Annotated in this window: 13 protein-coding genes; 8 read left to right on the top strand and 5 right to left on the bottom strand. The window is 71.2% G+C overall.

Features of this window, described 5'->3' with window-relative positions; translation table 11 throughout:
• The first annotated feature begins 49 nt into the window (after positions 1-49).
• A complete protein-coding gene (locus AC3CCI_RS14575; RefSeq protein WP_157490001.1) occupies positions 50-220 on the top strand; it encodes an SPOR domain-containing protein in 171 nt (56 codons plus the stop codon).
• A 47-nt stretch (positions 221-267) separates the two neighbouring features.
• Here AC3CCI_RS14575 and AC3CCI_RS14580 read toward each other — a convergent pair whose 3' ends face one another.
• Positions 268-2,043, bottom strand: a complete 1,776-nt coding sequence (locus AC3CCI_RS14580; RefSeq protein WP_354594311.1) for an NAD+ synthase — start codon at positions 2,041-2,043, stop codon at positions 268-270.
• Between the two features lie 37 nt (positions 2,044-2,080).
• Here AC3CCI_RS14580 and AC3CCI_RS14585 point away from each other — a divergent pair, with 37 nt between their 5' ends.
• From AC3CCI_RS14585 to AC3CCI_RS14605, 5 genes are all read left to right on the top strand, one after another.
• Positions 2,081-3,418, top strand: a complete 1,338-nt coding sequence (locus AC3CCI_RS14585) for a glutamine synthetase family protein (protein ID WP_056256547.1) — start codon at positions 2,081-2,083, stop codon at positions 3,416-3,418.
• Between the two features lie 20 nt (positions 3,419-3,438).
• On the top strand, positions 3,439-6,384 hold the full coding sequence (locus AC3CCI_RS14590) for a bifunctional [glutamine synthetase] adenylyltransferase/[glutamine synthetase]-adenylyl-L-tyrosine phosphorylase (protein ID WP_488627617.1): 2,946 nt from the start codon (positions 3,439-3,441) through the stop codon (positions 6,382-6,384).
• A 508-nt stretch (positions 6,385-6,892) separates the two neighbouring features.
• On the top strand, positions 6,893-8,491 hold the full coding sequence (locus tag AC3CCI_RS14595) for a glycosyltransferase family 2 protein (protein WP_488627618.1): 1,599 nt from the start codon (positions 6,893-6,895) through the stop codon (positions 8,489-8,491).
• Positions 8,484-10,130 (top strand): glycoside hydrolase family 26 protein, encoded by a 1,647-nt coding sequence (locus AC3CCI_RS14600; RefSeq protein WP_354594308.1) that lies wholly within the window; start codon positions 8,484-8,486, stop codon positions 10,128-10,130. Before AC3CCI_RS14595 ends, AC3CCI_RS14600 begins: the two co-directional genes overlap by 8 nt.
• 58 nt (positions 10,131-10,188) lie before the next feature.
• Positions 10,189-11,616 carry a UDP-glucose dehydrogenase family protein gene (locus tag AC3CCI_RS14605; protein ID WP_354594307.1) on the top strand — a complete coding sequence of 476 codons (1,428 nt, stop codon included), beginning with the start codon at positions 10,189-10,191 and terminating at the stop codon, positions 11,614-11,616.
• A 193-nt stretch (positions 11,617-11,809) separates the two neighbouring features.
• Here the strand turns inward: AC3CCI_RS14605 and glnA are convergent, their stop codons facing one another.
• The gene (gene glnA, locus AC3CCI_RS14610) at positions 11,810-13,234 is read right to left on the bottom strand and encodes a type I glutamate--ammonia ligase (protein WP_056256541.1); all 1,425 of its coding nucleotides are present in this window, start codon (positions 13,232-13,234) and stop codon (positions 11,810-11,812) included.
• Positions 13,235-13,372: 138 nt separating this feature from the next.
• Between glnA and AC3CCI_RS14615 the strand changes: the two genes are divergently transcribed.
• The gene (locus AC3CCI_RS14615; protein ID WP_488627619.1) at positions 13,373-13,813 is read left to right on the top strand and encodes an RDD family protein; all 441 of its coding nucleotides are present in this window, start codon (positions 13,373-13,375) and stop codon (positions 13,811-13,813) included.
• 82 nt (positions 13,814-13,895) lie between these two features.
• On the opposite strand, the gene AC3CCI_RS14620 is transcribed toward AC3CCI_RS14615, so the two are convergent.
• Entirely contained in the window at positions 13,896-14,618 is a 723-nt protein-coding gene (locus AC3CCI_RS14620) for a DUF4191 domain-containing protein (RefSeq protein ID WP_488627620.1), read from the bottom strand.
• Between the two features lie 122 nt (positions 14,619-14,740).
• On the opposite strand from AC3CCI_RS14620, the gene AC3CCI_RS14625 reads away from it, so the two are divergent.
• Positions 14,741-16,156, top strand: coding sequence for a serine/threonine-protein kinase (locus tag AC3CCI_RS14625; RefSeq protein ID WP_488627621.1), 1,416 nt, complete (start codon positions 14,741-14,743; stop codon positions 16,154-16,156).
• 27 nt (positions 16,157-16,183) lie between these two features.
• Here the strand turns inward: AC3CCI_RS14625 and sucB are convergent, their stop codons facing one another.
• Both sucB and lpdA read right to left on the bottom strand, forming a co-directional pair.
• Positions 16,184-17,674 (bottom strand): 2-oxoglutarate dehydrogenase, E2 component, dihydrolipoamide succinyltransferase, encoded by a 1,491-nt coding sequence (gene sucB / locus AC3CCI_RS14630; protein WP_488627622.1) that lies wholly within the window; start codon positions 17,672-17,674, stop codon positions 16,184-16,186.
• A 91-nt stretch (positions 17,675-17,765) separates the two neighbouring features.
• Positions 17,766-19,139 carry a dihydrolipoyl dehydrogenase gene (gene lpdA / locus AC3CCI_RS14635; protein ID WP_488627623.1) on the bottom strand — a complete coding sequence of 458 codons (1,374 nt, stop codon included), beginning with the start codon at positions 19,137-19,139 and terminating at the stop codon, positions 17,766-17,768.
• Between the last annotated feature and the right edge of the window lie 110 nt (positions 19,140-19,249).

Consider the following 19,249-nt stretch of genomic DNA (forward strand, 5'->3'; position numbering starts at 1 on the left):
GAGCGCGACGGGCTCGCGTTCTCGACAGCCGCACCGAGAGGACGACACCATGGCCGAGTTCTGGTTCAACACGAAGACCCACGAGGTCGAAGAGGGCAAGGTCTCGCCGGCCGTCGACCGCGCCGGGCCGTACGCCACGCGCGACGAGGCCGCCCACGCGATCGAGACGATCAAGGCACGAAACGCCGCCCTCGACGCCGAGGAGGCCGCCGACGACTGATCGGCGGAGCGTCCCGTCGGCGGTTCGCCGACGGGACCCCGGGGGCGTCAGACCGTCGTCGGCCGGTACGTGATGGGCAGGCGGCGGTCGCGACCGAAGGCCATGCCCGAGATCTTCGGGCCGATCGCCCCTTGGCGCCGCTTCCACTCGGACCGGTCGACCAGCTTCGTGATCTCGGCCACCGTGTCGGCGTCGTAGCCGAGCGCGACGACGTCGGCCGCCCCGAGCGCGTTCGTCACGTAGCCCTCGAGGATGCCGTCGAGCACCTCGTACGGCGGCAGCGAGTCCTCGTCCTTCTGGTCGGGGCGCAGTTCGGCCGACGGGGGCTTGGTGATCGAGTTCTCCGGGATCGGGGCGGTCTCGCCGATGGATTCGGCGTAGGCGTTGCGCCACCGGGCGAGCTCCCAGACCATCGTCTTCGGGACGTCCTTGATCGGGGCGAACCCGCCGACCGAGTCGCCGTAGATCGTCGAGTAGCCCACGGCCAGCTCGGTCTTGTTGCCGGTGGTCAGCACGAGGTGGCCGTGCAGGTTCGACAAGCCCATCAGCACGAGCGCCCGGGCGCGGGCCTGGACGTTCTCGGCGGCGAGGCCCGTGAGGTGCAACTGCTCCTCGAACGGCGCGACGAGGTCGGCGATCGGCTCGGTCGAGTAGCGCACGCCGATCCGCTCGGCGACGTCGTCGGCGTCACTGCGGCTGTGCTCGCTCGACCACTGACTGGGCATCGAGACGCCGTGGACGGCGTCGGGCCCGATGGCGTCGGCGGCGATCGCCGCGCACACGGCCGAGTCGATGCCACCCGAAAGGCCGAGGATCACGCTGCGGAACCCGTTCTTCCGCACGTAGTCGCGGGTGCCGAGCACCAGGGCGTTCCAGAGCTGCTGCCGGTCGTCGGGCAGTTCGGCGACGTCGCGTCCGACCGCGGACGAGGAGGCGCGGCCCGCGTCGGATCCGGAGCCCCCGTCGCCGGTCGCCTCGGTCGCCGCCTCGAGCTCGACGCGGCGGATGCCCTCGGGCAGCTCGGTGTCGGTGGCCGCCTCGGGCTCGAGGTCGACGACGAGCAGGTGCTCCTCGAACTGCGGGGCCCGGGCGAGGATCGTCCCGCTGCCGTCGACGACGACGCTGTCGCCGTCGAAGACCAGGTCGTCCTGCCCGCCGACGATGTTGACGTAGGCCACCAGGGTGTCGTTCTCGACGGCCCGGCGGGTCACGAGCGGCAGGCGCACCTCGTCCTTGTCGCGGACGAACGGGCTGGCGTTGATCACGACGAGCAGGCCGGCGTCGGCGTGTAGGACGCGTTCGACCGGGCCCCCGTCACGCCAGAGGTCCTCGCAGACGACGAGGGCGACGTCGACGCCCGCCACCCGGACGACCAGCAGTTCGTCGCCGGGGATGAACACGCGGTACTCGTCGAAGACCGAGTAGTTCGGCAGGTGGTACTTGGCGGTGGTCGTGACGACACGCCCGCCCTGCAGGACGCTCGCACAGTTCTGCGCGATGGCCGTCGGGGCGTTGCTCGTGCCGAGCAGCCGGGGCTCGAAGGGGCCGTCGGCGTGGCCGACGACGACGGGCAGGTCTCCGAGCCCTTCGGCCTCGAGGGTCTCGGCGAGCACCTCGACGGCGTGCCGACTGGCCTGCAGGAAGCTCGGCCTGCTGGCGAGGTCCTCGATCGGGTAGCCCGTGACGCTCATCTCGCCGGCGGCGAGCAGGTCGGCGCCCGAGGCGTGGGCTCGACGGGCCGCCTCGACGATCTGGGCGGAGTTGCCGGCGAGGTCGCCGACGACGGGGTTGGTCTGCGCGAGCGCCAAGCGGAGTCGGGGCATGTCCACTACCGTAGTGGCGGAGCAGAAAGGCCGTGGCATGGACAAACAGAGGGACTTCGTCCTCCGCACGATCGAAGAGCGCGGCATCAAGTTCATCCGCCTCTGGTTCACCGACGTGATCGGCACGCTGAAGTCCGTCGCCATCGCCCCGGCCGAGGTCGAGGGGGCCTTCGCCGAGGGCATCGGCTTCGACGGCTCGGCCATCGAGGGCCTCACCCGGTCGTACGAGGCCGACGTGCTCGCCCAGCCCGACCCGACCACCTTCCAGATCCTGCCCTGGCGCGGCGAGGTCGATCCGACCGCCCGCATGTTCTGCGACATCACGACGCCCGACGGTCAGCCCGCCGTGGCCGACCCCCGCAACGTGTTGAAGCGCACCCTGGCCCGGGCCGGTGAGCGGGGCTTCACGTTCTACACGCACCCCGAGGTCGAGTTCTACCTGCTGAAGAGCGCCCAGCTCGGGGCCGACGGCCCCCAGCCGGTCGACTCCGCCGGCTACTTCGACAACGTGCCCGGCGGCACCGCCCACGACTTCCGCCGACGCTCGGTGCGCATGCTCGAAGACCTCGGCATCTCGGTCGAGTTCAGCCACCACGAGGCGGGTCCCGGCCAGAACGAGATCGACCTGCGCTACGCCGACGCCCTGACCACGGCCGACAACATCATGACCTTCCGCACGGTCATCAAAGAGGTGGCCATCGAGCAGGGCGTCTTCGCCTCGTTCATGCCGAAGCCGTTCAGCCAGCACCCCGGCTCGGGCATGCACACGCACATGTCCCTGTTCGAGGGCGACTCCAACGCCTTCTACGAGGCCGGCGCCGAGTACCAGCTCTCGACCATCGGCCGTCAGTTCATCGCCGGCCTGCTCAAGCACGCTCCCGAGATCACCGCGGTGACCAACCAGTTCGTCAACAGCTACAAGCGACTCTGGGGCGGCGACGAGGCACCGAGCTTCGTCACGTGGGGCCACAACAACCGTTCCGCCCTCGTGCGAGTCCCCCTCTACAAGCCGAACAAGGGCAACTCGAGCCGTGTCGAGTACCGCGCGATCGATTCGGCCGCCAACCCCTACCTGGCCTTCTCGCTCATGCTCGCGGCGGGCCTCAAGGGCATCGAAGAGGGCTACGAGCTGCCGGCCGAGGCCGAGGACAACGTCTGGGGCCTGAGCGACGCCGAGCGTCGTGCCCTGGGGTACCGGCAGCTGCCGGCCAGCCTCGACCACGCCCTCTCGATCATGGAGAACAGCGAGCTCGTGGCCGAGACGCTGGGGGAGCAGGTCTTCAACTACGTCCTGCTCAACAAGCGTCAAGAGTGGAAAGAGTACCGGGCCCAGGTCACGCCGTTCGAGCTGCGCTCGAACCTCGAGATCCTCTGACCGCCGGCCGTCCCATCCCCATGCCCCGATCCGCGACCGGTCTCTCCGAGCTGGCGCGGTTGGGCTTCGACGACCTCGGCGGCGGCCGTGACCGGCTCGATCGCCTGGTCTCCGAGGTGCCCGGCATCCGCGACCTCGTCCCGTGGTTCGCCACGGTCGCCGACCCGGACGCGGCCCTGCGCCACCTCGAGAGATCGGTGGAGCGAGACCGGGCCGGCGTGGTCGGGCTGCTCGACGGCGGGGCCGGTCCGCGCCTCCTGAGGGTCCTGGGCGCGTCCGAGGGCCTCGCCGACTTCGTCGCGCGCCGACCGGCCGAGGCGGCGGTGCTGCTCGACCCGCTCGACGCACCGCCGTCCGCCGAGGCCTACCGGCTCGACGTCCGACGGGCCGCCGAGGGGGCGACCGGCGACGAGGCCCGGGTCGCCCTGCGCGTCCGGTACCGGCGGCACCTGCTCCGGCTGGCCGCGTACGACCTCGAGGCCGACGACCCCGTCGAGGTGTTGCCCCGGGTGGCCGCCGCCCTGGCCGACCTCGCCGGCGCCGCCCTCGACGCGGCCGTCGACGTCGCCCGGCGCGAGGTCCCGTTCCCCGCCGCGGACGTCGAGCGCACCCGGCTCGCCGTGATCGGCATGGGCAAGGCGGGGGCCCGTGAACTGAACTACCTGAGCGACGTCGACGTCGTGTACGTGGCCGAGGGGGTCGACGGGCTCGAGAACGGTCGGGCCGTCGAGATCGGCAGCCGGCTCGCGATGCACGCCGCCCGGGCGATCTCGGACCTCGCGGTCGAGCCCGACCTGTGGGAGGTCGACGCGAACCTGCGTCCCGAGGGCAAGGACGGAGCGCTCGTCCGCACCCTCGAGTCGCACGTCGCCTACTACGAGCGCTGGGCGAAGGGGTGGGAGTTCCAGGCCCTCCTCAAGGCGAGGCCGCTGGCCGGCGACGTCGAGCTCGGCGAACGGTACGTCGCGGCCGTGGCACCCTTCGTCTGGTCCGCCGCGGCCCGTGAGAACTTCGTCGAGTCGGTGCAGGCCATGCGCGAACGCGTCACGGCCCTCATCCCGGCCGACGAGGTCGATCGGCAGCTCAAGCTCGGGCCGGGCGGACTGCGCGACATCGAGTTCACGATCCAACTCCTGCAGCTGGTGCACGGCCAGGCCGACGATCGCGTGCACCAGCGGTCCACGCTCGACGCGCTCGAGGCCCTGGCCGCCCGCGGCTACGTGGGTCGCGCCGAGGCGGCCGAGTTCGACCGCGACTACCGCGTGCTCCGGCTGCTCGAGCACCGCATCCAGCTCACGCGCCTGCGCCGGACCCACCTCATGCCGACCGACGAGAACGCCCTGCGGGTGCTGGCGCGCGGCACCGGCCTCGCGTCCGGCGCGACCCAGCTCGTCGACCTGTGGCAGGGCGTGAAGCGGCGGGTGCGGACGCTCCACGTCCGGCTGTTCTACCGCCCGCTCCTCTCGGCGGTGGCCGCCCGCCCCGAAGAGGACCTCGCCCTCAGCTCCGACCAGGCCACCGCCCGGCTCGCAGCGATCGGCTTCGCCGACCCCAAGGGCGCGCTGGGCCACATCGCGGCGTTGACCGCCGGCGTCTCCCGACGGGCGAACATCCAGCGACACCTGCTGCCCGCCATGCTGCAGTGGTTCGCGGACGGCACCGACCCCGACCTCGGCCTGCTGGCGTTCCGTCGGCTGAGCGACGGACTGGGTGAGTCGTACTGGTTCCTGCGCATGCTGCGCGACTCGTCGGGGGCCGCCCACCGCCTCACGACGGTCCTGTCGTCGTCGACCTTCGCGGCCGACCTGCTCGACCGCATCCCCGAGGCGGCGGCCTGGCTCGAGAACGACGCCGAGCTCCGCGCCCGGCCCCTCGAGAGCCTGCTCGACGAGACGACGGCGACGCTCGCCCGTCACCGGTCGCCCGACGCGGCGGCGACCGTGCTCCGGCAGGCCCGCCGCCGCGAGATCCTCCGTCTCGCGATCGGTGGCATCCTCGGCATCCTCGACATCGACGCGCTCGCCCGCGGCCTCACGGCGGTGACCACCGCGTCGGTGACCGGAGCCCTGGCCCTGGCCCGGCGCGCGGCGGGCGACCTCGAGTTCGGCGTCGTCGCCATGGGGCGCTACGGCGGGGGCGAGCTCGGTTTCGGCTCGGACGCGGACGTCCTCTACGTCTACCGGGCGCGCGAGGGGGACGAGACCGCGCACCGCCGGGCCCTCGCCGTCGCCGCCGAGATGAGCCGGCTCACCTCGGACGCCCTCGTGCCGTTCGACCTCGACACCGGACTGCGTCCCGAGGGGAAGAACGGGCCGGTGGTCCGGTCCCTGGCGTCGTACCGCGTCTACTACGCGCGGTGGTCGCTCACCTGGGAGGCCCAGTCCCTCTTGCGGGCACGACCCGTGGCCGGCGACCCCGCACTCCTCGACGACTTCATGGCGGTCGCCGACTCGGTCCGCTACCCGACCGACCTGACCGAGCAACAAGTGCGCGAGGTCAAGCGCATCAAGGCCCGGGTCGAGTCCGAGCGGCTGCCGAAGGGGGCCGAGCCCTCGAGGCACCTGAAGCTCGGGCGCGGGTCGCTCAGCGACGTCGAGTGGTTCGTCCAACTGCTGCAGTTGCAGCACGCGGTCCGCGTGCCCGGCCTGCGGACGCCGTCCACGCTGGACGCGCTGGCGGCGGCCCGTGACGCGGGCCTCGTCTCGTCGGACGACGCCCAGCGCCTGCACGACGCCTGGATCATGGCCTCGAGGGCTCGTTCCGCCGTCACCCTCTGGACCTCGCGCACGCAGGACGTGCTGCCCCGTGACCGGCGCCAGCTCGAAGGGGTGGCCCGGTTGATGGAGTACCCGCCGGGTTCCGCCACCTCGCTGGAAGAGGACTACCTCGCCGCGACCCGGAGGTCCAGGGCGGTCTTCGAGCGGGAGTTCTACGGCGTGGAGGAGACCCCCGAACCCCTCGGCTGACCTGGTCGGCCGGGCGCGACACGCCCGGGATGCGATCTCGGCCCGTTCTCGCCCCGGGGTACTCCGGCCCGTCGCGGCCGTACCCCGAACGAGTCGCTCGTACCCCGGGTCAGATGTCCGGGTCGTTTCGGGCAGATGACCCGCCTGCGGGGGCCACGCGCGGCCCTCGCGGTCCGTCACCTCGGTTGCCCATCGGGCAACGACATGTCGGACCCGGCCGGGGAGGCGTCTGAGCGGGACTTTTGTCGACGAGGCGACAAGGGGTCCCCGGTGCCCGCGCCACTCGTGTCGTCGACGCGGCCTGCCCGTCGGTCGAGGTCGACCGTGTCGGCACTTCGGCCGACAGCAGCTCGACGGACCCGGTGTACCCCGGTCGGCCCGGTCGGGGCCCCACGCTCGGGGGGTGGTTGTGGGCACCCCGTCGGTGACTGAGAATTCCCACAACCCGATAGACCAGTTCCCCAGCGTTGCGGAAGCCGATCCCTTTCTCACACCCCAGGTGGCCATCGTGTTGACCTTCATCCTGCAACTCCGCTCCATGGCGGGCGGATACCCCGAGATCTATCTCTTCGCCGCCTACAGCGCCCTCATCTGGGTGCTGTGGATCGTCAAGGTCCTGCTCTCGCGTCGCTACCGTCCCTTCACCGGCGAGTTCCGGGGCACCACCAGCGTCGTCGTGCCCGTGGTCGACGAACCCCTCGACCTGTTCCGCGACGTCATCGGCCGCATGGTCGAGCAGCGTCCGGGCGAGATCATCGTCGTCATCAACGGCAAGCCCAACCCCGAGCTGGCCGCGGTGTGCGACGAGTTCGGTCCGCTCGTCCGGTGGGTGCACACGCCGATCCCGGGCAAGCGCAACGCCGTCATGATCGGCACCGAGCTGAGCCGGGGCGACATCACCGTCCTCGTCGACTCCGACACCGTCTGGACGCCGGGCACGCTGCCCGAGCTGCTGCGGCCCTTCGCCCAGGAGAACGTCGGCGGAGTCACGACCCGTCAGCGCATCCTCGAGCCCGAGCGCAGCTGGATCACCCGGTGGGCCGACTGGCTCGAGAACTCGCGGGCCCTCTACTCGATGCCGGCCCAGAGCGTGCTCGGCCAGATCGGGTGCCTGCCCGGTCGCACCATCGCCTTCCGGCGCGAGATCCTCGTCCGGGTCATGGACAAGTTCATGACCGAGAAGTTCATGGGCGTCTTCCTCGAGGTCAGCGACGACCGCACCCTGACGAACCTCACGCTGAAGGAGGGCTACCGCACCGTCTACCAGCACACGAGCCTCGTCTACACGGACGCGCCGTTGCAGGTCAAGAAGCTCTACAAGCAGCAGCTCCGCTGGGCTCGCGGCAGTCAGTACAACACCCTGCGCATGATGCCGTGGATGGTGGGGCACGCCCCCCTGCTGGCGTTCTTCTTCGCCATGGACATCGTGCTGCCGTTCATGCTGATGGGCGTCATCGGGGGCTGGATCTACCGCGGCATCACCGGCCAGGGCGTCAACCTCTACCGGGGCATCCTCGAGGAGTACGGCGTCCAGACCGGCCTCATCAGCATCGTCGTCCTGATGGTGATCTCGTCGGTGCTCAGCATGGCGATCCGCCAGATGCGCCACCTCGCCGAGAAGCCGTCCGACTTCTTCCGCCTGCCGGTGTTCATCATCGTGTCGACGTTCTTCCTCATGCCCATCCGGGTCGTCGGCTTCTTCCGCATGGGCCACGCCAGCGGCTGGGGCACCCGGGCCGGCGCCTACGCAGGAGGCGCGGCGAACGACGAGATGCAGGGCGCGCTGGACGAGGTGGCCGACGAGGCCCCGATCGACGCCCTCGAGCGGCAGTTCCGCGACGGCGTCGACCCCGGCGTCGACACCCTCTTCGACTTCGGCTCCGCGGCGGACGACACCGACGAGCACGGTGCCGTCCTGGTCAAGAGCCGCAAGGCCGCACTGGCCGCCGAGGCCGAGGCCGAGGAGGCTGACGCGGCCGCCCCGACGCCGATCGCCGCCCGGTCGACCGTCACCGCGCCTCCTCGACGCCGCCTCAACCCCAAAGCCGGATTCCCGTACCTGATCGGCGCCGCCATCATCGCCCTGGAGGTCTTCTTCATTGTCTGACTCGACCCAGGACTTCGTCACCCCCGTCCACATGCAGTCCGGCGCCTGGTGGGCGACCTCACACGGCAACGCCCGGCGCACGGCGCTCGGTGCCACCGCCGTGGTCGTCCTGCTCGCCATGATCTCGTGGTTGATCTGGATCTCACCCTCCGACAACGTGGTCCGCAGCGCCGTGACCGAGGTCACGGGCGTCGACCCGTCGATCAACGTCTCGTCGCTCAAGGCCGACCGCTCGGCCCTCCTCGACCAACTGGTCTCGGCCAAGGAGCAGCTCGCCGAGAGCAAGGCCGCCCTGGCCGACGTGCAACAGCAGGCCTGGACCTCCGAGGGTCAGCTGACCGCGGCCCAGGCGAAGCTCGCCTCGGCCGAGTCCGCGCTGGCCCAGGCCCGGTCGGCCGTCGACTCGGGCAGTGGTGGGGCCGGGAGCGGCACGGGCGGCGGCACGGGCTCCGGTGCCGGGGGGACGGCGTCCGGCGCCCGCGGCGACGGCACCTCGACCGGGGGCGCCGGGGGAGGCAACGGCGCCGGCACCGGCGCTGGCACCGGCACCGGCTCGGGAGGCGGTGGCTCGAGCGACGGGGGCACGATCGGCCCCGTCCCGGTCCAGACCCCGTCCCTGGCCTCGATCATCGATCCGGAGTCGCGCTACTTCGGTCTCTTCACCGACCAGGCACCGTTCAACTGGGCGACCTACGACGCCCAGGAGGCGGCGGTCGGGTCCGAGGCCAACATGGTCGGCTACTTCCAGGGCTTCGACCAGGACTTCCGCGCCGACGCCGTGCGGTCGTCGTGGTCGCGCGGCAAGCTGCCCGTGCTGACCTGGGAGTCGCAGCCGATCAAGGCGGGCAACAACGAGCCCGAGCAGCCCGACTACAGCCTGTCGAAGATCGTCGACGGCAGCTTCGACGAGTACCTGACCACCTACGCCGACGACATCGTGGCGAACGGCATGCCGCTCGCGCTCCGCTTCGACCACGAGATGAACGGCACCTGGTACCCGTGGAGCACGGACTACGGCAACAGCAAGGGCTCGGTCAACGGCAACGGGCCCACGGACTTCGTCGCGGCCTGGCAGCACGTGCACGACCTCTTCGAACGCCAGGGGGCGAACGAACTCGTCGCCTGGGTCTGGGCACCCACGCGCGTCGACCGCCTCGCGACCGGCAAGACCGGCGGCAGCGACCACACGTCGCAGGAGTTCCTGGCCACCCTCTACCCGGGTGCCGACTACGTCGACATCGTGGGCATGTCGGGCTACTACCGGCCGCCCTACGACGACAAGTCGAAGCCCACCTTCGCCAGCACGTTCGGGGCCACGCTCGCTCAGCTCCGGGCCGTGGCGCCGGGCAAGAACATCCTGCTCGCCGAGATCGGAGCCAGCGAGACGGGCGGGTCGTCCGATCCCACCTCGACCAGCGAGAAGGCCCAGTGGTTCAACTCGCTGTTCACCGCCCTCGCGGATCCGGCGAACGACGACATCATCGGCTTCTCGTACTTCGACCTGGTCGCGACGACCGTCGTCGACGGGGTCCGCTCCACGAACGACTGGCGCCTCACCTCGCGTTCGGACAGCCTCGCCGCCTTCACCGAGGGCATCACCCGCCGCGACATCGGCTTCGACCTGGAGCCCTCCCCGTGACGGCCTCCCACCCCACCCCACGCACCCCACGCACCTCCCTCATCCCCAGGAGCGCATCATGACGAACGACGCCACCACCCCCGAGTCCGTGACCCCCGAGTCCGCCGCCGGCACCGCGGTGAAGCCCCGAATCAGCGTCATCGGCACCGGGTACCTCGGGGCCACCCACGCCGCCGCCATGGCCGAGATGGGCTTCGACGTGATCGGGGTCGACACCGACCCCGCCAAGGTCGCCGCCCTGGCCGACGGCCGCGTGCCCTTCTTCGAGCCCGGCCTGCCCGAGCTCATCGTGAAGCACGTGACCTCGGGTCGCCTGAGCTTCACGACCGACCTCGCCGAGGCCGTGGCGCTGTCGGACGTGCACTTCGTCTGCGTCGGCACGCCGCAGCGACGGGGGAGCCACGCCGCGAACCTCTCGTACGTCGAGGAGGCCACCCGCAACGTGGCCGCGGCCCTCAGCCACGACGGCCTCATCGTCGGCAAGTCGACGGTGCCCGTCGGCACGGCGGCGCACCTGCGCGAGATCGTCGCGGGCGTCGTGCCGGCCGGCGTCACGGCCGACCTCGTCTGGAACCCCGAGTTCCTCCGCGAGGGGCACGCCGTCGAGGACACCCTGCGTCCCGACCGCATCGTCTTCGGGGGCACCGACGTCCGCACCGAGGCGCTCCTGCGCGAGGTCTACGCCCTGCCCATCGCCACGGGGACGCCGGTCATCTCGTGCGACCTGCCCACCGCCGAGCTCGTCAAGGTCAGCGCGAACGCCTTCCTGGCGACCAAGATCTCGTTCATCAACGCGATCAGCGAACTGTGCGAGGCGGCGGGTGCCAACGTGTCGACCCTGGCCGATGCGCTCGGCTTCGACGACCGCATCGGTCGGAAGTTCTTGAACGCGGGCCTCGGCTTCGGCGGCGGCTGCCTGCCCAAGGACATCAGGGCCCTGATGTTCCGGGCGAACGAGCTGTCGGCCCACCGAGTCGTCGGGCTCATGCAGCAGGTCGACGAGATCAACATGGCGCAGCGCCAACGGGTCATCGACCAGGCCATCGACGCCTGCGGCGGCTCGGTGCTCAACCGGCGCATCGCGGTGTTGGGCGCCGCGTTCAAGCCGCACACCGACGACGTGCGCGACTCGCCGGCGCTGAACGTGGCGGCCGCCCTGCACCTCCGGGGTGCCCAGGTGCTCGTGGTCGACCCCGAGGCGACGCAGACGGCCCAGCGCAGCTTCCCGACGCTGTCGTTCGCCGACTCCGCCGCCGAGGCCGTCACGGACGCCGACGCGGTGCTGTTGCTCACGGAGTGGCCCGAGTTCGTCGGGGCCGACGCGGCGGGGCTGGCCGAGCTCGCCGCGAACCCCGTGGTGATCGACGCACGGAACGTGCTCGACGCCGAGGTCTGGTCGGCCGCCGGGTGGGAGGTCCGCCCGCTGGGCGGCCGCCGCACCCCGGCCCAGCGCCGCGTGCTGGCGCCGACCGCCGTACCCGCCTGACCGGATCGTCGGGCACGGGCTGACGGGCCGCCTCCTGCGGGAGGCGGCCCGTCCTGCGTGCGCGACCCGCGCCTCCTGGTGGCCCGCAGTCCCGAGGAGGCGCGGGTCGCCTCACCGAGGACGCCCACCCGCGCACGCGAGAGGCCCGCACCCCCGGGGGGATGCGGGCCTCGCGGCGATCGTCGCCGGCTGGTCAGACGCCGAAGTACAGCTCGAACTCGAAGGGGTGGGGACGCTGCGCCATGGGCAGGATCTCCTTCTCGCGCTTGTACGCGATCCAGGTCTCGATGAGGTCCTCGGTGAAGACGTTGCCCTTGGTCAGGAACTCGTGGTCGGCCTCGAGCGCGTCGAGCGCACCGTCGAGCGACGCGGGCACCTGGGGGATGTTCTTCGCCTCTTCCGGGGGCAGCTCGTACAGGTCTTTGTCGACGGGCTCGTGCGGCTCGATGCGGTTCTGGATGCCGTCGAGGCCCGCCATCAGCTGTGCCGCGAACGCCAGGTAGGGGTTCGAGGCGGCGTCCGGCACGCGGAACTCGATGCGCTTGGCCTTGGGGTTGGTCCCCGTGATCGGGATGCGGATGGCCGCCGAGCGGTTGCCGGCCGAGTAGACCAGGTTGACGGGAGCCTCGAAGCCCGGGATCAGCCGGTGGTACGAGTTGATCGACGGGTTCGTGAAGGCGAGCACGGCGGGGGCGTGCTTGAGCAGGCCGCCGATGTACCACCGCGCGAGGTCGGAGAGCCCGCCGTAGCCGTTCTCGTCGTAGAACAGCGGCTTTCCGTCGTTCCAGAGCGACTGGTGCGTGTGCATGCCCGAGCCGTTGTCGCCGAAGAGCGGCTTGGGCATGAAGGTCGCGACCTTGCCCCACTGCTCGGCGGTGTTCTTGACGATGTACTTGAACTTCAGGATGTCGTCCGCGGCGTGGACCATCGTGTCGAACTTGTAGTTGATCTCCTGCTGGCCGCCGGTGCCCACCTCGTGGTGCGCGCGCTCGAGCTCGAGGCCCGAGTCGATCAGCTTGAGGCTGATGTCGTCGCGCAGGTCGGCGGTCTTGTCGACCGGGCTGACCGGGAAGTAGCCACCCTTGTACGCGGTCTTGTTGGCGAGGTTGCCGCCCTCTTCGACGCGGCCGGTGTTCCACGCGCCCTCTTCGCTGTCGACGCTGTAGAAGCTGGCGTTCTGCTTCACCTCGTAGCGGACGTCGTCGAAGATGTAGAACTCGGCCTCGGGTGCGAAGAACGCGGTGTCGGCGATGCCGGTCGAGGCCAGGTACTTCTCGGCCTTCTTGGCCACCTGGCGCGGGTCGCGGCTGTACAGCTCGCCGTTGCGCGGGTTGAAGATGTCGAAGACGAGGACGAGGGTGCGCTCGGCGCGGAACGGGTCGACGTACCCGGTCGTGACGTCGGGGATGAGCTGCATGTCGGACTCGTGGATGGACGCGAAGCCCCGGATGGAGGACCCGTCGAAGAGCTGTCCGACGGAGAAGAACTCCTCGTCGACCGTGGAGGCGGGGATGTTGAAGTGCTGCTGGACACCGGGCAGGTCGGTGAAGCGGATGTCAAGGAACTTGACGTCGGTGTCCTTGATGAACTTCAGCACCTCGGAAGAATCGGTGAACATCTAGATGTCTCTCCAATGAGCTGGGAACGGATCGGATGCGGGACGCAGCCTCCGTCGAGGCTACGGAGGGGCCGTTTCGCTGCGGTGTCCCTCATGTTTCGGGCATGTTACGGCTCGGCCCCTCGGTAGGCTCGGGGCATGCCCGATCGCACCGCGCCTCCTTCTCGCCCCTCCGTCGGCGGACCCGACGACGGGGCCCAGCGGTGGCCCGGTGACCGTCTGGGCCTGCCCGAGAAGGGCCCGCGGTCGGTGGCACGGCTCGGGCGGCGCGTCGCCGGACTGGCCGTCGACTGGGGGGTCGCCTACGCCCTCGCCGCCCTCTTCTTCGGCGGCGAGGGGCTCGCGATCACGGGCGTCTTCCTGCTGATGCAGCTGGTGTTCCTCGTGCTGTTCGGCGGGTCGCTCGGGCACCTCGCCGTGGGCCTGCGGCTCGTGCCGATGGCGGGCGGCCGGATCGGCGTCCGGCGGCCCGTGGTGCGGTCGGTCCTGCTCGTCCTGGTCATCCCGGCCGTCGTGTGGGACCTCGACCAGCGGGGCCTGCACGACCGCGTCGCGGGCACGATCCTCGTCCGGGTCTGACCCGCCCGGCCGGACGGCGGACGACGACGGCGCCCCTCCGACCAGGAGGGGCGCCGTCGTCACGTCACGTCGGTCGGCTGCGTCAGCGCGGTCGACCGGACCGCACCTTGAACGGGTCGACGCCCTTCGGGATCGGCAGGCCGTTCTGCCCGAGCGACTGGAGGCGGTTGCTGATCGCCAGCACCTCGTTGCGGTTGATCGACGACTTCAGCTTGTTCATGCGGCCCGCGAGCTTGTGGAGTGGCACGGCGTCGGCGTCGGGGCCGACGTTCAGCACGTGGACGGGGACGTTCGGCAGGATGCGCGCGATCTTGCGGCGCTCCTCGTCGACGAGGCGACGGGTCTGACCCGTGCCCCCCTCGGCGATCAGCACGACGCCCGGCCTGCCGACCGCGCGGTAGACGGCGGACTGGCTGCGGCCCTGGACGGCGACGGGCATCTCGGCGGCCCGCCAGGCACGACGGAGGCCGCTCTTCATCACGGCGCCGACCGCACCGGGCTGACCCTCGATCTGGGAGTAGGCGGCGCGCTCGGCCCTGCGGCCCAGGACGATCAACAGCAGCAGGAACCCGAGCATCACGCCGACGACGATGTACAGCACGAGGGCGAGCACGTTGCCGTCCGTGAGCAGGAGGGCCGCGGCCACGCCGAGCAACACCGGCACGAAGAACGCCAGCAGCATCATCGGCAGCGCCGTCTTGTCGACGCGGCGGGTCATCTGGAAGACCTGCCACATCTGCTTGAGACGGCCGGGTTCCTTCGGCGGTTTCGGGGACGTGTTCTCGGGGGACGTGCGTCGAGCCATGTGGACCAGGATACGGGGTCGGGCGCGCCGACGGGTCCTCCCCAGCGGACCCGGGGTGCCGTCGGTCGACAGGGGCCGGGACGGCGGCCCTCCTGCCGACCCCGGTCGACCAGCATCGGCCCATGACGAACGGATCGGTCGGTCCCTACCGCGTGCTCTCACGCCGTCTCGACGGCGACGTCGAACGGCTCGAGGCCGAGGCGCCCGACGGGCGTCGCGTCGTGCTCAGGAGGCGCGGGTCACGCCCCGCAACAAGGCCCGCCGTCGCCGAGGCGGTCGCCTTCGCCCACGCGGACCACCCGCACGTCGCGAGCCTCGTCGACGTCATGACGGGCCCGACGGGTGAGCTCGTGCTGGCCTTCGACGACGTCGGAGGCGATCCGCTGCCGTCGTGGCTGGCCGCGCGGGGACGCCCGGAACCCGGAGAAGTGGTCACGCTCGTCGTCCCGGTGCTGGCCGCCGTCCAGCACCTGGCCCGTCGAGGCGTGGCCCTCTCGGCCCTCGGCGTCGACGACGTGGAGGTCGACGCACGAGGGGCACCGGTCGTCGTCGGGCTGTCCGTCGCGGCGACGGTCGGCCCGGACGTAGTCGGCCCGGACGCAGTCGGGCCGGACGCCGAGGGTGCGTCGTTGTCCGTCGCGGCCGAGTTCGCCCGGTCGATGGTCGGACGGGCGACGGCGCCCGGCGGCGGGCCTCCTCCGGCATCCCTCGACGCGACGAGCTTCGAGTCGCTGGTCGAGTCGGTCTTCGACCTCGGCGAGGCCGTTCCGCTCTCGAGCGTCCACGTCTCGGACGACGGCGCCCCGACGGGTCACGCCGAGGTCGCGACGACGGACGAGCCGACCGCGCCGGCCTGGTGGGCCCTGCTGCCCGAGTCCGAGGTCGTCGCGAGGGTCGTCGCCTGGCTGCCGAGCCTGCGTCCTCGGGGCGTGCTCGCCGGGCTCCGACTCGTCAGGCCCCGCTACCGGGTGCTCGGAGCCGGCACCCTGCTCGTGGGCGCGGCGGCCCTCGTGCTCGGCACGTCGGTGACGGGTGACGTCGACCGGGCCGGCACCGTCTCTCCCGGTTCCACCGCCGAGACGGCCCCGGCGTCGAGCGACGAGGGACCCGCCACCGAGGCACCGCGGAATGACGCCTCGACGGCGGCCGGGGCTGCCGGCCAGGAGCGACTCCGCACCACGGGCGAGGCGGGCGAGGCGGATCAAGCGGACGAGGCGACCGTTCTCGGCGGGGACGCCGGTGCGGCTGCCACGATCCTCCTCGGGGCGAGGCTCGGCTGCCTGCGAGAGGCCACGCCGGACTGCCTCGCGGCGGTCGACCAGGCCGGTTCGCCGCTGGCCCTCCGCGACGCGGCGGTCCTCGCCGACCCGTCACTCGCCGGCGAGCTGGCCTTCCCCGTCGAGTTGACGGGCGAGTCCTCGACGGCGGGTGGCACGGTCCTCCTGGGGGCCCGGGGCCCCGACGGCGAACCGGCCTCGGTCCTCGTGATGAGGACCGAGGCCGGTTGGCGGCTTCGCGACGTGTTCGTCGACGGGTGAGGCGCCGGGCACCTCACCCGTCGATCGTCAGATGCCGAGCTTCGAGGCGAAGTCCCCGCCTTCGAGGCGGTCCTTGACCGCGACCAGGAAGCGCGCGGCGTCGGCTCCGTCGACGATGCGGTGGTCGTACGACAGGGCCAGGTAGACCATGGAGCGGATGGCGATGGACTCGGACCCGTCCGCCTTGATCACGACGGGACGCTTCACGACGATGCCGGTGCCGAGGATCGCCACCTGCGGCAGGAAGACCACCGGGGTGTCGAACAGGGCCCCACGCGAGCCCGTGTTCGTGACGGTGAAGGTGCCACCGGCCAACTCGTCGGGCTTGAGCTTGTTGTCGCGCGTGCGCTGGGCCAGGTCGGCGATCTGTCCGGCGATGCCCGCCAGGTCGAGGTCGGAGGCGTTCTTCAGGACCGGCGTCAGGAGGCCCCGCTCGGTGTCGACCGCCATGGCCACGTGCTCGTGGTCGGGGTAGACGATCGAGTCACCGTCGACCGTGGCGTTCAGCTTCGGGTGGGCCTTGAGGGCCTCGGCGGCGGCCAGGGTGAAGAACGGCAGGAACGACAGCTTGTTGCCGGTCTTCTCGAGGAACGCACCCTTGTGCGCGTCGCGGAAGGCCGCGACCTTGGTGACGTCGACCTCGACCACGCTGGTGAGCTGGGCCATGGCCTGCATCGACTGGACGGCGCGCTCGGCGACGACCTTGCGCAGCCGCGACATCGGGACGGTCGTGCCACGGAGCGGCGAGACCTCGACGGGTGCCGGGCCGGTCGACCCGGACTCCGACGTGGCCGCCGACGAGGCGGCCTCGGCAGCGGCGAGGACGTCCTCCTTGCGGATGCGGCCACCCACCCCGCTTCCCGTGAGGGTGGAGATGTCGACGCCCTTCTCGTTCGCGAGCTTGCGGACGAGGGGGGTCACGTAGCCGACCGGCGCACCACTGCTCGGCGCCGGGGCGGCCGGTGCCGGGGTCGCCGACTCCGACGAACCGGTGGCGGGCGACGGGGTCGGAGCCGACGGGGCGGGCTGCTCGCTGCTCGGCTGCGACGCCTCGGGCTGGGCGGCGGCGGGCTGCTGTCCGGCGTCGTCCTGCTTCGCGGCCGGAGCCGGGTCGACCGCAGGGGCGGGCTCGGGAGCACTCGCGGCGGAGTCCTCTCCGGGGGCGGGAGCCGCGGACGAGGGGACCTCGGGCTCCTCGGCCTCCGCCTCGGCCGGCGCCTCGGGGGCCTGCTCGGGCTCGGACGCGGCTTCGGGCTCGTCGGCGGGCGCCTCGGCTGCGCTGCCGTCTCCGATGCGGACGAGCGCCGTGCCGACCTCGACGGTCTCGTCCTCGGCGACGAGGATCTCCTCGATCACGCCCGCGACGGGGGAAGGGATCTCGGTGTCGACCTTGTCGGTCGAGACCTCGAGCAGCGGCTCGTCGACCTCGACGCGGTCACCGACGTTCTTCAACCAGCGGGTGACCGTACCCTCGGTGACACTCTCACCGAGTGCCGGGAGGTTGACGGATTCGCTCATCTGTGGGGCTCCTTTGACGACATTGTGTGTCTGTGGTTGCTGTGGTGGTGGTGCGGGCCCCTGCCGGGCAGGAGCGGGTGGTGCGGGTGGGTCACATCGCGTGGAGGGGCTTGCCGGCCAGGGCCAGCATGGCTTCTCCGAGCGCTTCGTTCTGGGTCGGGTGCGCGTGGATCAGGGGAGCGACGTCCTCGGGGTAGGCCTCCCAGTTGACGGCGAGCTGTGCCTCGCCGATCAGCTCGCCGACGCGGGCTCCGATCATGTGCACCCCGACGACCGGACCGTCGACGACGCGGACGACCTTGACCGAACCGCTCGTGCCGATGATGTGGCTCTTGCCGTTGCCGGCGAGGTTGTAGTCGTAGCTCGTGACCTTGTCGGCCCCGTACTGGTCGGCCGCCTTGACCTCGGTGAGGCCGACCGACGCGACCTCGGGGTCGGAGTAGGTGACCTTGGGGATGTTGACGTCCGAGATCACCTGCGGCTTGAGGCCGGCGATCTCCTCGGCCACGAAGATGCCGTGCTGGAAGCTGCGGTGGGCGAGCTGCAGACCGGGGACGATGTCGCCCAGGGCGTAGACGCCGGGCACGTTCGTGGCCAGGCGCTCGTTGGTCAGGACGAATCCGCGGTCCATCGCCACGCCGACCTCTTCGTAGCCGAGACCGGCCGTCGAGGGGCCGCGACCGACGGCGACCAGCATGAGGTCGGCGTCGAAGGTCTTGCCGTCCTCGAGGGTCACGACGACCCCGTCGTCGTTCTGCTCGACGCCCTGGAAGCGCACGCCGAGCGAGAAGGCGATGCCGCGCTTGCGGAAGGCGCGCTCGAACTGCTTCGAGATCGACTCCTCCTCGTTCGGGACGAGGTGGGGCAGGGCTTCGACGATCGTGACGTCGACCCCGAAGCTCTTCCAGACGCTGGCGAACTCGACGCCGATCACGCCGCCACCGAGGATGACGACCTTGTTCGGGACGTGGTCGAGGGCGAGCGCGTGCTCGCTGGTGATGACCTTGCCGCCGATCTCGAGTCCGAGCAGGCTGCGGGAGTACGAACCCGTGGCGAGCACGACGTTCTTGGCCTTGAGCGTGGTCTCGCCGACCTGCACGGTCGACGGCGACGTGAGCTTGCCCTCGCCCTCGACCGTGGTGATGCCGCGGGCCTTGACGAGGCCCTGCAGGCCCTTGTACTTGCTGGCGACGATGCCCTCGCGGTACGAGGTCACGGCCGCGATGTCGATGCCGTGGAAGTCGGTGTTCACGCCGTACTTGGCGGATTCGCGCGACACGTCGGCCACCTCGGCCGAGTGCAGCAGCGCCTTGGTGGGGATGCAGCCGCGGTGCAGGCAGGTGCCCCCGACCTTGTCCTTCTCGACGAGTGCGACGCTCAGGCCCAACTCGCTCGCTCGCAGCGCCGCGGCGTATCCGCCGCTCCCGCCGCCGAGCACCACCAGGTCAAAATTCTGTTCCGACACCCAGCAACTCCCTCGTGCGTTCGGCGGTGCCCCGACGCCGAGGCGGGGCCGTCGCGGTGGCGACGGCGCCCGACCCCGAACCGACCGCACCGTTCGGCGGCGTCGTCGTG

The sequence above is a fragment of the Frigoribacterium sp. CF331 genome, assembly GCF_057787905.1.

Excerpts from the sequence above, each read along its gene's own strand:
- AC3CCI_RS14575 (WP_157490001.1), top strand. The coding sequence starts at position 50 with ATGGCCGAGTTCTGGTTCAACACGAAGACCCACGAGGTCGAAGAGGGC.
- AC3CCI_RS14580 (WP_354594311.1), bottom strand. The coding sequence starts at position 2,043 with ATGCCCCGACTCCGCTTGGCGCTCGCGCAGACCAACCCCGTCGTCGGC.
- AC3CCI_RS14585 (WP_056256547.1), top strand. The coding sequence starts at position 2,081 with ATGGACAAACAGAGGGACTTCGTCCTCCGCACGATCGAAGAGCGCGGC.
- AC3CCI_RS14590 (WP_488627617.1), top strand. The coding sequence starts at position 3,439 with ATGCCCCGATCCGCGACCGGTCTCTCCGAGCTGGCGCGGTTGGGCTTC.
- AC3CCI_RS14605 (WP_354594307.1), top strand. The coding sequence starts at position 10,189 with ATGACGAACGACGCCACCACCCCCGAGTCCGTGACCCCCGAGTCCGCC.
- glnA (WP_056256541.1), bottom strand. The coding sequence starts at position 13,234 with ATGTTCACCGATTCTTCCGAGGTGCTGAAGTTCATCAAGGACACCGAC.
- AC3CCI_RS14615 (WP_488627619.1), top strand. The coding sequence starts at position 13,373 with ATGCCCGATCGCACCGCGCCTCCTTCTCGCCCCTCCGTCGGCGGACCC.
- AC3CCI_RS14620 (WP_488627620.1), bottom strand. The coding sequence starts at position 14,618 with ATGGCTCGACGCACGTCCCCCGAGAACACGTCCCCGAAACCGCCGAAG.
- AC3CCI_RS14625 (WP_488627621.1), top strand. The coding sequence starts at position 14,741 with ATGACGAACGGATCGGTCGGTCCCTACCGCGTGCTCTCACGCCGTCTC.
- sucB (WP_488627622.1), bottom strand. The coding sequence starts at position 17,674 with ATGAGCGAATCCGTCAACCTCCCGGCACTCGGTGAGAGTGTCACCGAG.